Origin of the sequence: Glycomyces sp. NPDC049804 (assembly GCF_040674615.1) — a bacterium.
Lineage (GTDB): Bacteria > Actinomycetota > Actinomycetes > Mycobacteriales > Micromonosporaceae > Glycomyces > Glycomyces niveus.
Genome location: NZ_JBFAMQ010000006.1, coordinates 104,348 through 123,016, shown reverse-complemented (window position 1 = coordinate 123,016; position 18,669 = coordinate 104,348). Strand labels below are relative to the sequence as shown.

The 18,669-nt window shown below is 71.4% G+C and carries 16 protein-coding genes and 1 pseudogene; 7 read left to right on the top strand and 10 right to left on the bottom strand.

Annotation, left to right across the window (positions count from 1 at the left end):
- Positions 1 to 3: 3 nt before the first annotated feature.
- Genes AB0K52_RS11625 through AB0K52_RS11605 form a run of 5 tightly spaced genes read right to left on the bottom strand, consistent with a single transcriptional unit; the run spans position 4 to position 5,543 of the window.
- Entirely contained in the window at positions 4 to 918 is a 915-nt protein-coding gene (locus tag AB0K52_RS11625) for an ATP-binding cassette domain-containing protein (RefSeq protein ID WP_363529814.1), read from the bottom strand.
- Complete coding sequence (locus AB0K52_RS11620) at positions 915 to 1,802, bottom strand: ABC transporter ATP-binding protein (RefSeq protein WP_363529811.1); 888 nt, start codon at positions 1,800 to 1,802, stop codon at positions 915 to 917. The genes AB0K52_RS11625 and AB0K52_RS11620 overlap by 4 nt, the downstream gene beginning before the upstream one ends.
- On the bottom strand, positions 1,799 to 2,836 hold the full coding sequence (locus AB0K52_RS11615; RefSeq protein WP_363529808.1) for an ABC transporter permease: 1,038 nt from the start codon (positions 2,834 to 2,836) through the stop codon (positions 1,799 to 1,801). The genes AB0K52_RS11620 and AB0K52_RS11615 overlap by 4 nt, the downstream gene beginning before the upstream one ends.
- Positions 2,837 to 2,849: 13 nt before the next feature.
- Positions 2,850 to 3,839, bottom strand: a complete 990-nt coding sequence (locus tag AB0K52_RS11610) for an ABC transporter permease (RefSeq protein ID WP_363529806.1) — start codon at positions 3,837 to 3,839, stop codon at positions 2,850 to 2,852.
- A gap of 30 nt (positions 3,840 to 3,869) precedes the next feature.
- Positions 3,870 to 5,543 (bottom strand): ABC transporter substrate-binding protein, encoded by a 1,674-nt coding sequence (locus tag AB0K52_RS11605; protein ID WP_363529803.1) that lies wholly within the window; start codon positions 5,541 to 5,543, stop codon positions 3,870 to 3,872.
- Positions 5,544 to 5,695: 152 nt separating this feature from the next.
- Here AB0K52_RS11605 and AB0K52_RS11600 point away from each other — a divergent pair, with 152 nt between their 5' ends.
- Both AB0K52_RS11600 and AB0K52_RS11595 read left to right on the top strand, forming a co-directional pair.
- Positions 5,696 to 6,904, top strand: coding sequence for an ROK family transcriptional regulator (locus AB0K52_RS11600; RefSeq protein WP_363529800.1), 1,209 nt, complete (start codon positions 5,696 to 5,698; stop codon positions 6,902 to 6,904).
- 106 nt (positions 6,905 to 7,010) lie between these two features.
- Positions 7,011 to 8,189 (top strand): ROK family protein, encoded by a 1,179-nt coding sequence (locus AB0K52_RS11595; protein ID WP_363529797.1) that lies wholly within the window; start codon positions 7,011 to 7,013, stop codon positions 8,187 to 8,189.
- Positions 8,190 to 8,249: 60 nt separating this feature from the next.
- On the opposite strand, the gene AB0K52_RS11590 is transcribed toward AB0K52_RS11595, so the two are convergent.
- A complete protein-coding gene (locus AB0K52_RS11590; RefSeq protein ID WP_363529794.1) occupies positions 8,250 to 8,966 on the bottom strand; it encodes a hypothetical protein in 717 nt (238 codons plus the stop codon).
- Positions 8,967 to 9,063: 97 nt separating this feature from the next.
- Here AB0K52_RS11590 and AB0K52_RS11585 point away from each other — a divergent pair, with 97 nt between their 5' ends.
- Together AB0K52_RS11585 and AB0K52_RS11580 are read left to right on the top strand one after the other, a co-directional pair.
- A complete protein-coding gene (locus AB0K52_RS11585; protein WP_363529791.1) occupies positions 9,064 to 9,651 on the top strand; it encodes a TetR family transcriptional regulator in 588 nt (195 codons plus the stop codon).
- A gap of 88 nt (positions 9,652 to 9,739) precedes the next feature.
- Entirely contained in the window at positions 9,740 to 10,717 is a 978-nt protein-coding gene (locus AB0K52_RS11580) for an NAD(P)-dependent oxidoreductase (protein ID WP_363529788.1), read from the top strand.
- A 186-nt stretch (positions 10,718 to 10,903) separates the two neighbouring features.
- Here the strand turns inward: AB0K52_RS11580 and AB0K52_RS11575 are convergent.
- A pseudogene (locus AB0K52_RS11575) lies at positions 10,904 to 11,870 on the bottom strand (WYL domain-containing protein).
- Between the two features lie 110 nt (positions 11,871 to 11,980).
- Between AB0K52_RS11575 and AB0K52_RS11570 the strand changes: the two are divergent.
- Complete coding sequence (locus tag AB0K52_RS11570) at positions 11,981 to 12,376, top strand: RidA family protein (protein ID WP_363529785.1); 396 nt, start codon at positions 11,981 to 11,983, stop codon at positions 12,374 to 12,376.
- Between the two features lie 44 nt (positions 12,377 to 12,420).
- Here AB0K52_RS11570 and AB0K52_RS11565 read toward each other — a convergent pair whose 3' ends face one another.
- Positions 12,421 to 14,037 (bottom strand): family 43 glycosylhydrolase, encoded by a 1,617-nt coding sequence (locus tag AB0K52_RS11565; RefSeq protein ID WP_363530562.1) that lies wholly within the window; start codon positions 14,035 to 14,037, stop codon positions 12,421 to 12,423.
- Positions 14,038 to 14,135: 98 nt separating this feature from the next.
- The gene (locus tag AB0K52_RS11560; RefSeq protein WP_363529782.1) at positions 14,136 to 14,741 is read right to left on the bottom strand and encodes an RICIN domain-containing protein; all 606 of its coding nucleotides are present in this window, start codon (positions 14,739 to 14,741) and stop codon (positions 14,136 to 14,138) included.
- A 138-nt stretch (positions 14,742 to 14,879) separates the two neighbouring features.
- On the opposite strand from AB0K52_RS11560, the gene AB0K52_RS11555 reads away from it, so the two are divergent.
- On the top strand, positions 14,880 to 15,914 hold the full coding sequence (locus tag AB0K52_RS11555) for a LacI family DNA-binding transcriptional regulator (RefSeq protein ID WP_363529779.1): 1,035 nt from the start codon (positions 14,880 to 14,882) through the stop codon (positions 15,912 to 15,914).
- Positions 15,915 to 15,938: 24 nt separating this feature from the next.
- On the opposite strand, the gene AB0K52_RS11550 is transcribed toward AB0K52_RS11555, so the two are convergent.
- On the bottom strand, positions 15,939 to 17,741 hold the full coding sequence (locus tag AB0K52_RS11550) for a ricin-type beta-trefoil lectin domain protein (RefSeq protein WP_363529776.1): 1,803 nt from the start codon (positions 17,739 to 17,741) through the stop codon (positions 15,939 to 15,941).
- Positions 17,742 to 17,967: 226 nt separating this feature from the next.
- Here AB0K52_RS11550 and AB0K52_RS11545 point away from each other — a divergent pair, with 226 nt between their 5' ends.
- A complete protein-coding gene (locus AB0K52_RS11545; RefSeq protein ID WP_363529773.1) occupies positions 17,968 to 18,663 on the top strand; it encodes a hypothetical protein in 696 nt (231 codons plus the stop codon).
- The last annotated feature ends 6 nt before the right edge of the window (positions 18,664 to 18,669 follow it).

The following is an 18,669-nucleotide window of genomic DNA, read 5'->3' as shown; positions in this document are numbered from 1 at the left end:
GGCTCAGTCGGCGGGCACGGCGTTCCCCGCCTCGGCGGCGGGGACCCCGGCCTCGCGCCACTCGCCCGCGAAATGGTCGTAGCAGGCGCCGTTGTCGATCGCTTCGCGGTCGACCGGCGCCTCCGCGGTCACCCGGCCCGGCCGCTCCGGGTCGGGCGCGGCCAGCGCGAGGAGTTTCGTGTAGGCGTGGTGCGGGTCGAGGATCACGGCGTCGGAGGGGCCGCGTTCGACGACACGGCCGCGGTAGAGGACCACGATCTCGTCGGAGAAGTGGCGGGCGGTGGCGAGGTCGTGGGTGATGTAGAGGACGGCGAGCCGGTCTTCGCGCTGGAGGCGGCCGAGGAGGTTGAGCACGCCGAGGCGGATCGAGACGTCCAGCATCGACACCGGTTCGTCGGCGATGAGCACCTGCGCGCCCGGGGCGAGCGCCCGGGCGATGGCGACGCGCTGGCGCTGGCCGCCGGAGAGCTCGTGGGGCCGCCTGGACGCGATGTGCTCGGCGGGGCCGAGGTTGACGCGTTCGAGCATGTCGATGACGCGGGCGTGGGTCTCGTCCTGGGTCCTGGTGCGGCCGTGGATCTTCAGGGGCCGGGCGATGTGGTGCTCGATGGAGTGGAAGGGGTTGAGGGAGGCGAAGGGGTCTTGGAAGACCATCTGGACCTCGCGGCGGTAGTGGGCGCCCGCGACGGGGGTGCCGTCGTCGAGGCGGACGTCGACGGTGCCGGAGGTGGGCCGTTCCATGCGGGTGAGGATCTTCGCGATGGTGGACTTGCCGGAGCCGGACTCGCCGACGAGCGCGATGGTGCGGCCGGGGGCGAGTTCGAGGCTGACGTGGTCGACGGCGCGCAGGCGGGTGCGTTTGAGTCCTGATCGGAGCGTGTAGTCCTTGACGAGGTCGGTGACCTTGACGCTGGTCATGCTCGCTCCTCTTCCAGTGCGGGGGCGGTCTCGGCGGTCTCGTCGATACCGGTGCGGATGAACGCGCCGCGCGCTCCCGAGAGGCTCGGGAAGGAGCCGAGGAGTCTGCGGGTGTAGGGGTGCCGCGCGTCGCGGTAGAGGCGGTCGGCGGTCTCGAGTTCGACGATCTCGCCGTCGAGCATGACGGCGATGCGGTCGCTGATCTCGAGGAGCAGCGGCAGGTCGTGGGTGATGAAGATGACGGCGAAGTCGAGTTCGTCCCTCAGGCGCACGATCTCGCGGAGGATGTCGCGCTGGACGACGACGTCGAGGGCGGTGGTGGGCTCGTCCATGATCATGATCGGGGGTTCGAGGAGCATGGCCATGGCGATCATGACGCGCTGGCGCATGCCGCCGGAGAGTTCGTGGGGGTAGGAGCCGAGGCGGCGGGGGTCGACGCCGACGCGGGTGAGGACGTCTTCGGAGCGTTCGCGGATCTCCTTGCGGGACATGCGGGGCCGGTGGGCGAGGAGGGTGTCCTTGAGTTGCGCGCGGACGGTGGTGACGGGGTTGAGGGCGTTCATGGCGCCTTGGAAGACCATGGAGAGGCGCTCCCAGCGGAAGGCGCGCAGTTCGGAGTCGTCGAGGGCGAGGATGTCGGTGTCGCCGTCGTCGCCGTGGAAGGTGATGCGGCCGGTGGCGATGCGGGCCGGGGGCCGGTGCAGGCGGTTGACGGCGTAGGCGAGGGTGGTCTTGCCGCAGCCGGATTCGCCCGCGAGGCCGAGGATCTCTCCCTTGTGGAGGACGAGGTCGGCGTGCTTGACGGCGGTCACCGGCGCCTCGGTCTCGTAGACGACGGTGAGGTCTTCGACGGTGAGCACCGCCTGGCGCTGGTCGGCGGTCATCGCGCGGTCTCCTTGGTCTGCTGGGAGGGCACTGGTGGGGCGGCCTGAGCGAGTTCGCGTTCGAGGCGGGCGGCGCGGCGGGCGCGCTTGCGGTGGAGCCGGAGGTTCTTGAGCTTGGGGTTGATGATCTCGTCGATGGAGAAGTTGACGAGGGAGAGCCCCATGCCGAAGAGGGCGATGATGAGCCCGGGCGGGACGAACCACCACCAGGCGCCGAGTGAGAGCGCGAACCCGTTCTGGGCGTAGAAGAGCATCGTGCCGAGGGTCGAGGAGTTGGAGGCGCCGAGGCCGATGAAGGACAGGCCCGCTTCGCCGAGGATCGCGGCGATGACGGCGAACACGAACTGGGAGGCGATGACCGGGAGCAGGTTCGGCAGGATCTCCACGACGATCACCCGCCACGGGCGTTCGCCGGAGACCTGGGAGGCGGCCACGTAGTCGCGGTTGCGCACCGAGAGGGTCTGGGCGCGCAGGACGCGGGCGGAGCCGGCCCAGCTGGTGACGGCCAGGACGATGGCGATCGTCCACAGTCCGCGGCTCTCGGCCGGGACGAACCCGGAGATCACGATGACCAGCGGGAGGCCGGGGATCACCAGGAAGACGTTGGTGAACAAGGAGAACGCCTCGTCGACGACGCGGCCGCGGTAGGCCCCGTAGATGCCGAAGAACGCCGATAGCGCGGTGGCGAGGAGGCCGACGATGACGCCGATCTGGAGCGAGCCGCGGGTGGCGTAGGCGAGCTGGGCGAGCACGTCCTGGCCGGTCTGGGTGGTGCCGAGCCAGAACTCGGCCGAGGGCGGGGTGAGGCCCATGTCGCGGATGGTCCGCGGGTCGCCGACGAGGAGCGGGCCGATGAGGCCGAACAGTGTGATGGCGGCGATGAGGCCGAGGCCGACCGCGAGCCAGGGGGTCATGGTGGGCAGGAGCATGCGCCAGCCCGCCCGCGGCTTGCGGCCCGCCTCGGCGGCGGTCTCGGCGAGCAGTCTTGCGCTGTCGCCGACCGAGGGCTCGCTGGAGGGTTTCAGGTTCGTCATGGTGCGTCTCCCGTCAGGACCGGGCGCGGGTGCGCGGGTCGATCAGGCCGTACAGCAGGTCGACCACGAGGTTGGCGCCGAGGACGGCGAGGGTGATGAAGAGGAAGAGCCCCTGCATGAGCGCGTAGTCGTTGTTGGACACCGCGCCCAGGAGCCGGCCGCCGATCCCGGGGTAGGAGAAGACCTGCTCGGTGATCACCGAGCCCGAGACGACGAAGCCGAGCGAGATCGCGAAGCCCGCCACGGAGGGCAGCACCGCGTTGCGGGAGGCGTAGGAGCGCAGGATCTTCCGCGGGGAGAGGCCCTTCGCCTCGGCGGTGAGGATGTAGTCCTCGGAGAGGGTGGAGACCATCATGTTGCGCATGCCCAGGAGCCAGCCGCCGACGGAGGCGAGCACGATGGTGAGCGCGGGCAGGAAGCCGTACTGGATGGCCGAGGCGATGAACTCGGGGTTCCAGCCGGGGGTGAGGACCACGTCGTAGCCGCCCTGCAGCGGGAACCAGCCGAGGACGCGGGCGAGCAGGTAGGTGAGGAGCAGCGCCAGCCAGAAGTAGGGGACGGCGGCGAGCAGTGTCGTCGCGGGGATGAGGGAGTCGAGCCACGTGCCCGGCTTCCAGCCGACGAACGCGCCGAGCGCGACGCCGAGGACGGCGGCGATGACCGTCGCCAGCCCCACGAGGACCACCGTCCACGGCAGGGACTGGCCGATCACCTCGCTCACGGGCGCCGGGTAGTAGCTCACCGAGACGCCGAGGTCCCCTTGGAAGAGGTTGCCCAGGTAGTCGAGGTACTGCCGCCACAGCGGCTGGGAGTCGTCGCCCCCGAGGAGGAGCGCATACGCCTTCCTGGTCTCGGGCGTGATCTGGCCGCCGCGCTGCTGGAGCTTGGCCAGCAGGATGTCGACCGGGTTGCCCGGGAGCATCCGCGGGATCGCGAAGTTCAGCGTCAGCGCGGCCCACAGGGCGACGGCGTAGAAGCCGATTTTGCGCAGGAAGTAGCTCATGCGGTTCTCCTTCGGGGGCGACGGGCCCCGCTACCCCTTCGGCTCGAGCTGCTTGAAGATCTCGGCGGCGTCCATCGCCGACCAGACCGCCGGGAAGGCGTAGAGGTCGTCGTCGGAGGGCCAGCCGGTGAACTTCGCGGTGTTCCAGACGCTCGTCGTGCCGCCGGTCAGGATCGGGATGTACGGCATGTCGCGCACGATCTCGGCCTGGATGGCGTCGAAGTGCGGCTGGCGCGCGGCCGGGTCGTCGAGCGGCAGCTGCACCAGCGCCGCCATCGCCTCGTCCACGACCGGGTTGGAGTAGCGCGAGTAGTTGTTGCCCGCGGCCTCGCCGACCTTCGCGCCCGAGGTGGACTCGAAGAAGTAGGCGTACAGGTAGTACGGGTCGGCGATCGGGCCCTGCCACAGCGAGTCGATGGCGAGCTGGAAGTTGCCCTTGCCCTTCTTGTCCGTCCACTCGTTCCAGGACGACTGCGCGGCCTTGATCTCGATGCCGGCCGCGGCGGCCTGCGAGGTGATGGTGTCGACGGCGGTGATGTAGTCCGTCCAGCCGGTCACGACCTCGACGGTGAGCGAGAGGCGCTCACCGTCCTTCTCGTAGACGCCGTCATCGCCCATGGTCCAGCCGGCGGCCTCGAGGAGTTCGGCGGCCTTGGCGGTGTCGGGCTCCATCGGCACGGTCTTCTCCGCGACCGCGGCCGAGACGAAGGAGTCCTGGCTCGGGGTCAGCGCGAACGTCGGCGACATGTCGCTGGCGGTGTCCATGAACGCGAGGCTGTTGATCTGCGACCGGTCCATCGCGTAGTACAGCGCCTGGCGCACGGCCGGGTCGGTCTGCGGCCCTTCGCATCCCATCTCGGCGCTCGAGCAGGTGGAGAGGACCATCTGGTTCTGCGCCTGGGTGTAGGCGTCGTAGTTCGGGAAGTTCTCGTTCGTGTTCTGGATGTCCGGGATCGGCCCGGTCTGCCAGTCGACGGTGCCCGCGGCGATCGCGTCGGCGCCGGCCTGGTTGCCCGAGAGCGCGAGGAAGCGGATCTGCTTCACGGCGGGCTCGCCGCCCCAGTAGTCGGGGTTGGCCTTGTAGGTGAAGGCCTGCGGCTTGAAGTCCTCGAGGAGCCACGCGCCGGTGCCGACGGGCTGCTCCATGACGTCCTCGGCGGGGTTGACGTCCTTCCACAGGTGCTCGGGGACGATCGGCGTGTTGAGGAGGTCGGGCCCGCGCACGAACGAGGGCTCGGCGAAGGTGAGGGTGACGTGGGTGTCGTCCACGGCCGCGACGGTGCCGTCGAAGCCGCCGGTGTTGATCGCGGGGTTGTTCTTGATCATGTCGAAGGTGAAGACCACGTCGTCGGCGGTGAACGCCTCGCCGTCGCTCCACTTGACGTCCTCGCGGAGGGTCACCGAGAGCACGGTGCCGTCCTCGCTCCACGAGGACTCGGTGCCCAGCAGCGGGACCGGGTCGGAGACCTCGGCCTTGTTGTGGAAGAACAGCGGCTCATAGATCGTGCCGAGCGCGCCGATCCGGGAGGGCGAGAAGGGGTTGAAGTTGATCTGGTAGTCGCCGGCCTGGCCGGTGTAGGCGACCAGCGTCGTGGTGTCGCCGCCGGCGGAGCCGCCCGAGGAGCAGCCGGTGGCGAGCAGGCCGAGCGCGGCGGCGCCCGCGAGCAGCGCCGCGGCACCCCGCTTCCGGAAATCGAGAGACATCATTGTCCTTTCAGGACCGCGGGCGGAGTTCCCGCGGGACGGGAGGGGTGGCGTCCGCTCCGGGCGCCGAGCTTATTATTAACGCGTTAAATTAAAGGTGTCAAGAAGAAGTTTCGCGCTGGTGAACAGCGCGGCCCGAGGAGGAGCACCGCATGGCCGAGACCGCCGCCGGCCGGGCCACGACGGCAGGACGCCTGCTCGACCTGCTGCGCACGCAGGGCACGCTGAGCCGCGTCGAACTCGCCGAGCGCACCGGGCTGACCCCCGCGACCATCACCAACACCGTGCGCCGCCTCATCGACGCCGGGCTCGTCCACGAGATCGGCCGCGGCCGGCAGCGCGGCCGCGGCCAGCCCCGGCGGCTGCTCGAACTCGACCCCGCCGCCTGGTACGCCGTCGGCATCCAGGTCGACCGCACCACCGCCACGATCGTCGTGCTCGACTTCGCCGGGAGCCGCGTCGCGGACGCGAGCCTGCGCGGCTCGGGCGGCGAACCGCCCGAGACGACCATCGCCGCCCTCGCCGAGCAGGTGGAAATGCTCCTGCGGCGCAATGGGATCGCGGACGAGCGCGTACTCGGGGCCGGGCTCGTCACCCACGGCCCCCAGGACCGCGACCGCGGCGTGCTCCTCACCGTCCAGCCCGACCCGGCCTGGCTCGAGTTCCCGCTCACCGCGACCCTCGCCGACCGGCTCGGCATCCCGGTCCTGCTGGAGAACGACGCCACCGCGGCGGCCTTCGGCGAGCAGTGGGCCGGGGCCGTCCCGACCGACACGTTCGGCCTCGTCTACATGGGATCGGGCATCGGCGGCGGGGTCGTCGTCGACGGCGAGAGCTACCGGGGCCGGGCCTCCAACGCCGTCGAGATCGGCCACGTCGCGCTGGGCGAGGCGCCGTGCTTCTGCGGCAACCACGGCTGCGCGCAGGCCGAGGCCGGGCCGCGCGCGGTCGTGGAGCGGGCGCTCGCCGACGCCGGCCTCGCCGACCGGCTCGGCATCGGCGGCGACCCGGACGACACGCTCGCGGACTTCGAGCGGCTCGCCCGCGCCTGGCGCACCGGCGACCGGGCGGCCACGGCCCTGCTGGAGCGGTCGGCGCAGTGGATCGGCCGCGCCGCCGTCACCCTCGTGAACCTCTTCGACCTCGATACGGTCGTGCTCGCCGGGCCCGCGTTCGCCACCGCCGGACCGCTGTACCGGACGCACGTCGCCGCCGAACTCGAGCGGCGGGCGCTCTCGCGGACGCTGAGCCCCCCGGTCGTGCGCCTCGCCGCGAACATCGAGACGGCCGCGGCCATCGGCGGGGCGCTCCACGTGCTGCGGACGGTGCCGGTGGACGCGCGCAGGTCGGAGGAAACGTGATCGGAACGAGTCCGCGGGGCAAGTATGGTGGTGCGGATCGGTCGCCGGGGGGCGGCCGCGCCAGGCACAGGAGGTCGCCTTGAGGGCGTTCGGCTCGGACACGCGGATGTCCACGCTCGCCGTGGTGCTCGACCTCGTCAGGGAGCGCACCACCGTCAGCCGCGTGGAGCTCGCCGAGGCCACCGGCCTGACGCAGGCGACCATGACGCACGCCGTCCGCCGCCTCATCGCGCTCGGCATGGTCCACGAGGTCGGCACCGCCCGCTCGGCGCGCGGCACGCCGCGCCGCCTCCTCGAGCTGCAGCCCGACGCGCGGCACATGGTGGGGGTCCAGTTCGACCGGTACACGGCCCTCGGCGTCGTCGTCGACCTCGCCGGGCGGGTCGTGGCGCAGACGGCCATGCCCGGGTCCGGGGACCGCGAGCCCAAAGCGGTGCTCCTCGACTACGCGGCGAGGATCGAGGCGCTGCTCGCGGACTCGGGCGTGCCGCGCGACGGCGTGCTCGGCATCGGCCTGGCCACGCACGGGCCGCAGGACCGCGACGCGGGCGTCCTGCTCACCGAGTACCCCGCGCCGGCGTGGCGCGGGTACCCGCTCGCGGCCGAGCTGGCGGCGGCCACGGGCCTGCCGGTGCGGATCGAGAACGACGCCACCGCCGCCGGACTCGGCGTGCAGGCCCAGGACAGCGCCGCGTCGAGCTTCGCGGTCGTGTTCATGTCAGGCGGCATCGGCTCGGGGGTGATCCTCGACGGCTTCCCGTACCGGGGCGTGACCTCGAACGGGGTCGAGCTCGGGCACATCTCCGTGGACGCCCTCGGCACGGTCTGCGGCTGCGGCAACCGCGGCTGCCTCGAACTCGTCGGCGGCCCGAACGCGGTGGTGCGCGACGCGAAGGACCACCCGGGCCTGTCCGCCCGGCTCGACCTCGAAGGCGACCAGCTCGGCGCGTTCATGCGCATCGGGCGGGCCGCGCTCGCGGGCGACCCGGACGCCGCGGCACTCATCGACGCCTCCGCGCAGATGCTCGCGGTCGGCACCGTCTCGCTGGTGAACATGTTCGACGTCGGCCGCGTCGTGCTCGCCGGGCGGGCCTTCGCCGACCTCGGCCCGCGCTACCGGGACGCGATACAGGAGGTGCTCGACCGCTCGGTGTTCATGCGGGACGTCCACACCGTCCAGGTCGACCTCGCCGGGGACGTCTCGCAGGCTCCGGCCATCGGCGGCGCCGCGATGGTGCTGCGGAACTTCCTCGAGTCCTCGGGCCTGCGCGAACGCGAAGGCTAGGAACGCGAAAGCCGCGGGGAGACGCTGCTCCCCGCGGCTTCCTCCTACCCCCTGGCAGGTCTAGGGCTTCGCGACCGCGTAGGGCGCGTCGGGCTGCGGCCCGGTGCCCTCGTAGGCCGCGATCCACGAGTCGTGGAGCCACATCTGGGTGCCGCGCCGGCCCTGCCCCGAGTCCCAGGCGATGTCGCGCTCGAAGGTCAGGACGCGCCCGTCCGGGCCGATGATGACCCAGGCGTAGAGGCCGCCGTCGTGGTGGAACTTGACCTTCATGCCCGAGACGGTGAGCTCGGTGCCGTCAGCGGCCGTGATCGCCTCGTCGTGCCGCTGCACGAAGTTCACCGAGAGCCCTTCGAGGTAGCCCGGGTCGAGTTCGCGCAGGAAGTTCCGCGCGTGCCGCTCGGCCTCGGCCTCGTCGAGGAGCGCGGCGCCGGCGTCCTCCTCGGTGAGGCGGGTGTACCCGAGGATCGTGCCCTCGGCGTCGAGGACGACGGTGGCGTGCGGGCCGCCCAGGCGCATCTCGTCGGGCTGGTGGCGGATGACGGTGACGGCGCGCTCGTCGTGGTGCTCGGTGCGCACGTCGACGATCGCCCAGTCCTTCGGGATCTCCAGGCCGGTGCCTTGCAGCGCATCGGTCTCCAGGTGCATCGCGGTCTGCATGTCGGGCTCCGGGAGGTCGGGTTCGGGATCGGTGTCGTTGGCGGCGTACACGGCCGCAGCGGTGCCGACGGTGACGAGCACGGCGCCCACCGCGACGGCGGTGGCGATTCGACGGGCCATCGGACGGCTCCTTTCAGAATCCAACGGAAACGTTGGAGTTGAGTATAAGCACACCGACCGTGGACTTTCAACGCAACCGTTGGATATGCTTCCCGGCATGGCCTGGAACACCGCTGAGACCAAGCGCAAGCTCAAGGACGCCGCCGTCGCGGAGTTCGCCGCGCACGGCCTCGACGGCACCACGATGGAGAAGATCGCGCGCCGCGCCGGGCTCAACAAGGAGCGGCTCTACTCGTACTTCGGAGACAAGCCGCAGCTGTTCGCCACCGTCCTCGCCGACGAGCTGAACAAGGTCGCCGCGGCTGTGCCGCTCACCGAGATCGAAGGGCCGCAAGCGGTCGGCGACTACGCCGCGGACGTGTACGACTACCACTCCGCGCACCCCGAGCTGACCCGGCTGCTGCTGTGGGAGGGGCTGATGGACCTGCCCGAGGTCCCCGACGAAGCCGCCCGCACCGACTACTACCGGGCCAAGGTCGCCGTCTTCGAACGCGCCCAGCGCGAAGGGCGGATCAGCGGCCGCATCCCCGCCGCCGACCTCGCGTTCCTCGTCCTCGCCCTCGCCGGCTGGTGGTACGCCGTGCCGCAGATGGCCCGGATGATGCACGCCGACAACGCCTCCGGCGCCTCCTCGAACCGGGCCGCGCTCAAGGAGGCCGCCGTCCGCCTCGCGGCCCCGGAGTGACCGCTCGCCGCAGGTCGCCGCTCCCCTGGCACCGGCCCCGGCCCGCCGGTACACTTCGGCGCGTCTCGACCTGATGGGAGCACCAACCATGAAGATCGTCGTCATCGGCGGCTCCGGCCACATCGGCACCTTCCTCGTGCCGCGCCTCGTGCGCGCCGGGCACGAGGTCGTCAACATCAGCCGGGGCACGAGCACCGCCTACGTCGAAGCGCCCGAATGGGAGCAGGTGCGCCAGGTCGCGGCCGACCGCGAGCGCCAGGACGCCGAGGGGACCTTCGGCGCCACCGTGCTCGCACTCGAACCCGACGTCGTGGTCGACCTCGTCTGCTTCACCCTCGAATCCGCGACCGCGCTCGTCGAGGCCCTGCGCGGCCGCGTCGCGCACCTGCTGCACTGCGGCTCCATCTGGCGCTACGGCAAGAGCCGCAAGCTCCCCATCGCCGAAGACGGCGAAGGGGCCGAACCGCCGCTCGACGAGTACGGCGTCCAGAAGGACCGCATCGCGCGGATGCTCAAGGAGGAGACCGCATCAGGCGGGCTCGTCACCACCACGATCCACCCCGGCCACATCGTCGGCCCCGGCTGGCACCCGATCGGCCCGCTCGGCAACCTCGACCCCGAGGTCTGGACGACCATCGCCGCCGGCGAGCCGCTCCAGATCCCCGGCAGCGGCGCCGAGACGATGCACCATGTGCACGCCGACGACCTCGCCCAGGCCTTCGAACTCGCCATCGCCGACCGCGACGCCGCCGCGGGCGAGGACTTCAACATCGTCGCCCCCACCGCCCTCAGCGTGCGCGGCTACGCCGCCATCGCCGCCTCCTGGTTCGGCCAGACCGCGGCCCTCGAAACCGTGACCTGGGACGAGTTCCGCGCCGGCACCACCGAGCAGCACGCCGAGGTCGCCTGGAACCACCTCGACCGCAGCCAGTGCTTCTCCATCGAGAAGGCCAAGGCCCGCTTGGGATACGCCCCCGCGTACGAGCCCGAGGCCGCCGTCCTCGAATCGCTGCGCTGGCTCCTCGACAACGGGCGGATCGAGACGCCGAACCCGCTGATCGTTTAGGGCCAGCCCCGCGGGTCAGGGCGCGGCGGTATCCGAGTCCGTTCGGTCGCGGCGTCGATGTACGGTTCGAGGCGTCGCCGAGGCCGCGGAAGGCCCTCTGCACAGTTGTATTCGGAGGGCCGACAACGCGCCGGCACGGCGGGCCACTGGCCGGATGACGACCGGTCCGACCCGCAGGGCAGGCCCTCAGGCGTACCGGGCCGCGAGCGCCGCCGCGCGGGCGTGCAGCGCGCGTCGCAGCGACTGCGGCGCAAGGGCCTCCGCGCCCGGGCCGAGCCGCCACAGCGCCCACTCCGCGTGCTCGGCGTCCTGGTAGACGACCTCCAGCACCAGCCGCCCGTCGGCGTCGGGCTCCTCAGCGTCGGCGCGGACGGCCACCACCGGGGCCAGGAGCGCCTCGCGCTGTTCGGGATCGATCCGCCCGCACGGTGAGATGGTCCTCGGCCAGGAACCTCGCGCACCGCTCGCGCCAGATCCGGTCGAGGTCCACGCGCTCGGGCCGCTCGGCAGGTTCCGCGAGCACCTCGGCCGCGAGGCACCGCGACAGGCGATAGGTGCGGTCCGCGCCCTCCCGCGTCGCCAGCAGGTACCCCTTGTCCCGCACGGTGACCAGCCCCAGCGGGTCCACGGTGCGCCAGCGCGGCTCCCCGTCCCTCGCCGCGTAGCGGAGGCGCAGCCGCCGTCCGTCGAGCACCGCACGCCTGACCTCGAGCATGACCGCCTCGGGGATCGCCTCCGCGGCGTGCCGCCGCGAGAGCAGGTCCGTCTCCGGTTCGACCAGGAAGCGGCTGGCCGCGTCCCCGACCGCCGCCTGATGCCGCTCGGGGAGGGCGTCGACCACCTTCCGCATCGCCGAGGCCAGCGCCGAACCGAGGCCGAACGCCTGCTCGCCGCGGCCTGATCCGGCCGTCAAGAGGGCAAGGGCCTCTTCGTGGTTGAGGCCCGTCAGCTCGGTGCGGAAGCCGGGCAGGAGGGCGAAGCCGCCGTGGCGGCCGCGTTCGGCGTACACCGGGACGCCCGCAGTCGAGAGCGCTTCGATGTCGCGCAGCACGGTGCGGGTGGAGACCTCGAGCTCGGCGGCGAGCGCGTCGGCGGTCATGCGCCCGCGCTGGCGCAGCAGGAGGACGAGGGAGACCAGGCGGTCGGCGCGCATGCGGGAATTCTAGTGGGAATACCTGACAAAGGATGTCGTGATTCCTTGGCAGGCTCGGTTCCGCGGCGGCAGCGTGCCGCCGCGCTTGATGGAATGGAGCCGATGTGGCGATGGAACGAACCGCGGTCAACCCGGTGGAGTGGTCGCTCGAGCTGGGGTTCAACCAGGGGGAGCTGGTGACCGGGCAGTCCCGGACCCTGTACTGCTCGGGGCAGACCGCGATGGACGCCGACGGCAAGCCGCAGCACGAGGGCGACATGGGCGCGCAGCTGGCGCTCGCGCTCGACAACCTCGAGGGCGTGCTCGGCGCGGCGGGCATGTCGCTCGCGAACCTGGTGCGGCTCAACGTCTACACGACGGACGTCGACGGGCTGTTCCCGCATTACGGCGTGCTGGCCGCCCGCCTGGGCGCGGCTGGTGCCGCGCCCGCGTCCACGATGCTCGGCGTGACGCGCCTGGCCCTCCCGGGCCAGATGGTCGAGCTCGAGGGCACCGCGGTGGCGTAGCGGACCGGGCCTCGCGGCGGCCTGACCGCCGCGAGGTCTGCCGGTCAGGGCGTGACGACCTCGAAGCGCCGCACGGTGATCGCGCCGCCGAGCGCCTGGGTGGCGTGGTTGAAGACCGCGAAGCGGTAGCCCATGAAGAAGGTCCAGTTGCTGTTGAGGGTGAACGCGGGGCCGAGCGGGATGAAGTTCGAGCCGTCCTCGCTGTAGGAGAAGACCGCCTGGCGGCCGGAGCCGGGCCGGATGTCGGCCTTGACGCGCAGCCAGACGCGGGTGCCGCACAGTTCGGCGCGGGCGCGTTCGGTGCCGGTGCCGGTGGTGTTCCAGGAGCCGTCCATGGTGAGGCCGTCGGTCATGGACAGGCGGGTGACGCCGTTCTCGCGGCGCAGGCCGATCCAGGCGGAGGCGTCGCGGAGCATGGCGAGGCCGGCGCGGTCGCCGTTGGCCATCGCGGAAGGGTCGATCTCCACGGTGGCCGTCGAGGTCGGGCCGGGGATGCGGTGGGTGATGGTGTTGCGGGCGTTGTAGAGGTCGTTGGTGACCGTGGCGGTCTGGAGGCGCAGGCCGTTGCCGGTGGTCCACTTCGTGTTGTCGGGGTTGTGGTTCCACTCCCATTTGGCGGCGAGGGCCGCCGAGGTGAAGGTGTCGGCGCCGGTCATCGGGGGCACCGGGTGCGGGGTGAGGTTCGGGAACGGGTAGGTCTGGCCCCAGGCGCCGTTCACGGTGGTGACCTGCGGCCAGCCGTCCGAGGTCCAGGTGATCGGGGCGAGGGCGGGCATGCGGCCGCCGGGGTAGGCGTCGACGAAGGCCATGTAGTACCAGGCGCCGCCGGGGGTGGAGACGAGTCCGCCCTGGTGCGGGACGCCGCCGCCGGCGATGGGGCCGCGCATGTCGAGCAGGACCTGCCGGAGCGTGTAAGGGCCCCAAGGGGACGAGGCCTTGAGGATGTACTGGCCGTTCGCGGGCCGGGTGAGGAAGATGTAGTAGTTCCCGTTGATCTTGTAGAAGCGGGCGCCTTCGAGGGTGCCGATGTTCGACGGCGTCGAGAAGACCTGCTGGTTGCGGACCTCGGTCTTCCCGTCGGCGGAGAGCTGGGCGACCGAGATCTGGGTGTTGCCGTACGCCACGTACATGGTGTTGTCGGTGTCGATGAGCATGCCGGCGTCGTAGTACGCGCGGGAGAGCTGCGCGTGCTGCGTCCAGGGCCCGGCCGGGTTCGTCGCGGTGTACATGTAGGACCGGGCGAAGTCGATCTGGCCGAGCCAGTAGTAACGGGACTCGCTGGGGCGGTAGGCGAGCGTCGAGGCCCAGATGCCGCGCACGTAGCCGCGGCCGCCGCTGAGGTCGTATTTGGCGCCGAAGTCGAGCCGGGGCACGGAGTGGCCGATGAACTCCCAGTTGACGAGGTCTCGCGAGTGGAGCACGGGGGCCCCGGGCGAGTAGTGCATGGTCGAGGCGGTCATGTAGAAGTCCGCGCCGACGCGGATGACCTCGACGTCGGCGAAGTCCTGCCACACCACGGGGTTCGTGAAGGAGGTCTGCTGCGCCTCGGCCTGGCCGAGGGCGTAGGGGGCGTACACGGCGGCTGCGGCTCCGGCGGCTAGTCCCGCGCCCGCGATGAGCAGGCGGCGGCGGTCGGACGAGTGGCGGAGTGCGTGTTCGATCCAGTTCACGGTGGTGCTCCGGGTTTTCCTCGAGGTCGGGGAGGGGCGGTCGGTTCGGTATCGCTCGATGGCACCGACCGCCCCATGGGGGATCGGGCTCAGGCCCCGCCGATGGCGGCGAGGACGGTGTCGGCGCCGCAGGTGACGCCGACGGGGGTGAGCGTCCACTGCTGGTTGGCCGCTCCGGTGGGGGCGTACTGCACGATCGGCGCGCCCGCGCTGGTCGACCAGTTGTGGACGTCGAGGGCTTTGCCGGAGTGGCGGTTGACGATCGAGTAGTACCCGGCCGCGTCCCTGGTGACCTTCCACTGCTGGTTGGCGCCGCCCGTGTCGGTGTACTGGGCGACCGTCGCGCCGTCGGCGGTGCTGGCGTTCCACACGTCGAGCACCAGCCCGGAGCCCCGGACCTGGATCTTGTGGTAGCCGGTGCCGAGGTCGATGAAGCGGAACTGCTGGTTGGTGCCCTCCCAGTTCGTGTACTGGGTGAGGATCGCGCCGGTCGCGGTGGAGGCGCCCTGGATGTCGAGGACGAGGCCGGAGTGGCGGGACTGGACGGTGTACCAGTCGCTGGCGGTCGGCTGGGCCTCGGCGCGGTCGGGGGCGAGGCCGATCAGTGCGGCCGTGGCGAGCACGACCGCTGCCGCCACCGCACCGAGGGCGCGGGCCCACCGGGCGAGGAGGGCGATGTCAGGTGCCGGTTGCATCGGGACTCCTTGATCCGAAATTTTCGATTGAGATATCGAAATTTCCGATTACAAGTTATCGATATGCATCGATTCCTGTCAAGTCGGCGCGGCACATCGATCCGGACCGTCCGGCACGACCGCCGCTAGAATCCTCGAATGGACTCCTCCCCCGACGCCCCCGCGCCGCAAGGCGAACCGTTCACGATCGCGCAGCTCGCCGAACACGCGGGCGTCTCGGTGGCCACGGTCTCCAAGGTCGTGAACGGGCGGCTCGACGTCGCGCCCGAGACCCGGGAACTGGTCGAGACGCTCATCCGCCGCTACGGCTACCGCCGCCAGAAGAAGGCCTCCCGGCCCGCGCCGCTCATCGAGGTCGTCTTCCACGAGATCCGCGGCCTCTACCCGGTCGAGGTCATCAACGGCGTCAGCGCGGTCGCGCGCGCGAACGGCCTGGGCATCGTGGTCTCCGAGCTCGGCGGCGGCCACACCCCGGGCCGCGGCTGGGTCGAGGACGTCCTGGCGCGCCGCCCCGTCGGCGTCATCCCCGTCTTCTGCGGCGTCACCCCCGACCAGCGGGAGCGCCTGCGCGCCAGGGAGATCCCGATCGTCGCGGTCGACCCGACGGGCGAGCCCGACCACGACGACCCGTCCGTGGGCACCAGCAACTGGAACGGCGGCCTGGAGGCCACGCGGCACCTGCTCGAACTCGGGCACCGCCGCATCGCGGTCATCACCGGGCCTGACAAGGTGCTCGCGGGCCGGGCCCGGCTCGACGGCTACCGCGCCGCCATGGACCTCGCCGGCGTCCCGGTCGACCCCGAGCTGGTGTGCGTGGGCGACTTCCAGATCGAGGACGGCCGCAAGTTCACCCGCGACCTCCTGCGCCTGCCCGACCCGCCCACCGCCATCTTCGCCTGCAACGACGGCGAGGCTCTGGGCGTCTACCAGGCCGCCGCGGAGGCCGGGGTCCGCATCCCCGAGGATCTGAGCGTCGTCGGCTTCGACGACCTCCCGATGGCCGAGTGGAACATCCCGCCGCTCACGTCGATCCGCCAGCCGCTCCACGAGATGGCCGAGACCGCCGCGCGGATGCTCCTAGAGCTCGCGGCCGGGCGCGTCCCGCCCAAGCGCCGCGTCGAGATCGCCACCGAGTTCGTCCTGCGCACGAGCACGGCCCCGCCCGCCCGCTGAACCGCGGGCGGGCGGGGCGGCGGGTCAGCCGAGCGACCACCGCTGGTTCGATCCGCCGTGGCAGGTCCACAGCACCGCCTGGGTGCCGTTGGCCGTGGCCGCGCCGGAGACGTCCAGGCACAGGCCCGACAGGGCGTTCCTGACGGTGCCGTCGGCCTGGAGGGTCCAGCGCTGGTTCGTGCCGCCGTGGCAGGACCAGATGATCACCGGCGTGCCCGCGGTGGTCTGGTTCTCGTAGGCGTCGAGGCAGCGCCGCGACGATCCGCTGTAGACGGACAGTTCACCGCTCGCGCTCAGCGTCCACTGTTGGTTGGCGCCGGTGTGGCAGTCCCAGATCTGGACGCGGGTCCCGTTGGCCGTGGCCGAGTTCGGCACGTCCAGGCAGCGGTTGGACGCCGCCGAGCGGAGCTGCCCGGTGTCGTCGCCTCCGCCTCCCGTGGCCGGGGTGAGGTAGACCGAGTACGCGTCCCGGGCGCTCTGGATGTTGACCGGCACGGTGATCGAGCCGTTCGCGGCGCTCACATCCTGGCTGTACACGACCTGCGGCGCGGTGAGCGGGGCCGCCTCCGGGATGCGGTTGACCGTGACGTGGACGTTCCCGCCCTCGGTCAGCCACGGCACCGAGGCCAGCCCGTTGAAGGTGACCGAAGTGGACCCGGTGGCGCCGTTGATGTTCCCCAGCACGGCCACCGCCCGGCGGGCGGCCTCGTCCTTGGCGGCTGAGATCGCGGTGCCGTTCACCTGGCCGGAGGTCTGGACCAGCCGCCCGGTCATGTCCGCGTAGGACTTCATCACCCACCAGTTGCCGGTGGGCTGCCAGGTGCCGCCGGACTGGGTCAGCAGCCCGGTCAGGTTCGGGGTGAGGCAGCAGAACCAGTTGCCGCGGATCGCGTTGTCGTAGTCGGACTGGGCGAACCGCGCCAGGTACCACGCGGTGACGTTGGCGGTCTGCATGTTCTGGGGCTGGTACTCGTTGGCGGACAGCGGCAGCGCCGGGATGCCCTGTGCGGAGAGCGCCGCGAGCGTCGCGTCGCCCACGGCCACCGGGTCGTCGACGTTGCCGAGGGTGTGGTTGGCGATCATGTCGGGCAGGGTGCCGGCGGCCTTGACGTGGGAGAGGAAGGTCCGCCACTGCTCGGGCCGGCGGTCGGGGGTGTACGCGAACGACGGGCCGACGATCTCGGCGTCGGGGTCGACGCGCTGGATGGTGCGGACCGCGGTGTCCCACATCTGGAAGTACTGGGGGCTGTTGACCCCGCGCGTCCAGAAGATGTCGATGTCGGGCTCGTTCCAGATGTCGTAGGTGATCGGCAGGCCGGTGTCGCGCAGCTGCGCGACGACGGTCTCGAGGAAGGTCACCCAGTTCGAGCAGTTGCCGTTGTCGCAGGGGTACATGGTGTTCGCGGGCTGGCCGCCGTACGCGCCGTACATGTCGCTGAGGATCGCCTGGTACTGGGCGTTGTAGGGGGCGGCGGTGAACCGCCGCGCCTGGGAGGTGATCGAGGCGAGCACGGCCTGGGTCGCCTGGCCGTTGCGGTAGCCGTCCTGGATCCAGCCGCGTGAGACGTGGCCGCCGCCGCGGAAGGCGTTCATGCGCAGGGGGTCGAGGAGTGAGGCGGGCGGCTGGGAGCCGTCCGCGTTGACGCCGTAGAGGAAGCCGAGCCCGACGCCGGTCGAGGGGCCGGCGTCGGAGGCGAGGTTGACGGTAAGCCCGCTCTGCGCCCGGGCCGCCTGCGGCGCGAGGAGCTGGGCGGACAAGACCATCAGGAAGGCGAGGAGGACCGCGGCGGCGCCGCGGCCTCGGACTGTGAGCGCTCTCAGTCTCATGGATGCTCCAGGTCGGTGAGGTTTCTCGGATGGGGTGGCCGAAGCCGGGAGGCGCCGCGGTAGCGGCGGTCGCGGCGGGGATCGAGGACGCCGCGCACCGATTCATTCGATGTTTCGACCGAACGATTCGATCCACATACCATAGACAGATGTCGATATTCGGTCAACCCGTGCGAGCCCGATGTGGAGCGCGGGCGGTGTCGGCGGGGCCGGATAGGCTCCGGCCATGCCGAACTCCTCGTACCTGTGCACCACCGACGCCGAATCCCTCTACCCCTCGACGACCGTGGCGGACTTCGAGCCGTCCACGCACGTCGTGGCGTGCGACGCCCGCTGCGTCCCGCTGCTGTGGCTCGCGATGTTCCGCGCCGCGGACATCAGGACCCAGACGATCGTGATCGAGGCCGACCCTGACGAGGTCTCCTTCGAGTTCGATGTGGCGACCGGCGACTTCGTCGAGATCGAAGGGGAGGACGAGGAGGACGAGGTCGTCGAGGCGGTCGCGCCGCTCGTCGCCAAGGAGCGGGCGCTCGCGCAGCTCGACGCCGCCGTGCCCGTGCTCAACCGGCTCTTCGAAGCCGAAGGGCCCCTTGACGACCACGCGGCGATGCTGCGGCAGGCCGTGGCCGCCGCGCCCGGGAGGTTCATCACGATCGAGCTCGACGAGATCGACGCGCTCTGGGAGGAGGGCACCTTTCAGCCCGCGCTCCGCACCGCACTGTCCGCCATGGACGCGAGCGCCGACCGGGCGGCCGAGCGCGCCGACCTCGTCGAGATCGCGCAGCTGCGCGCCGGCCGCGCCTTCCCGCCGGCCCGCTTCCTGCTCGACGGCCGCGACGCGGCGGACGACGACTTCTGGAACTTCGTGCGGCTGCTCGGCACCGCGTTCAGCGCCGCCGTGCCGTGGGAGCCGAGCAATTAGGGGTGC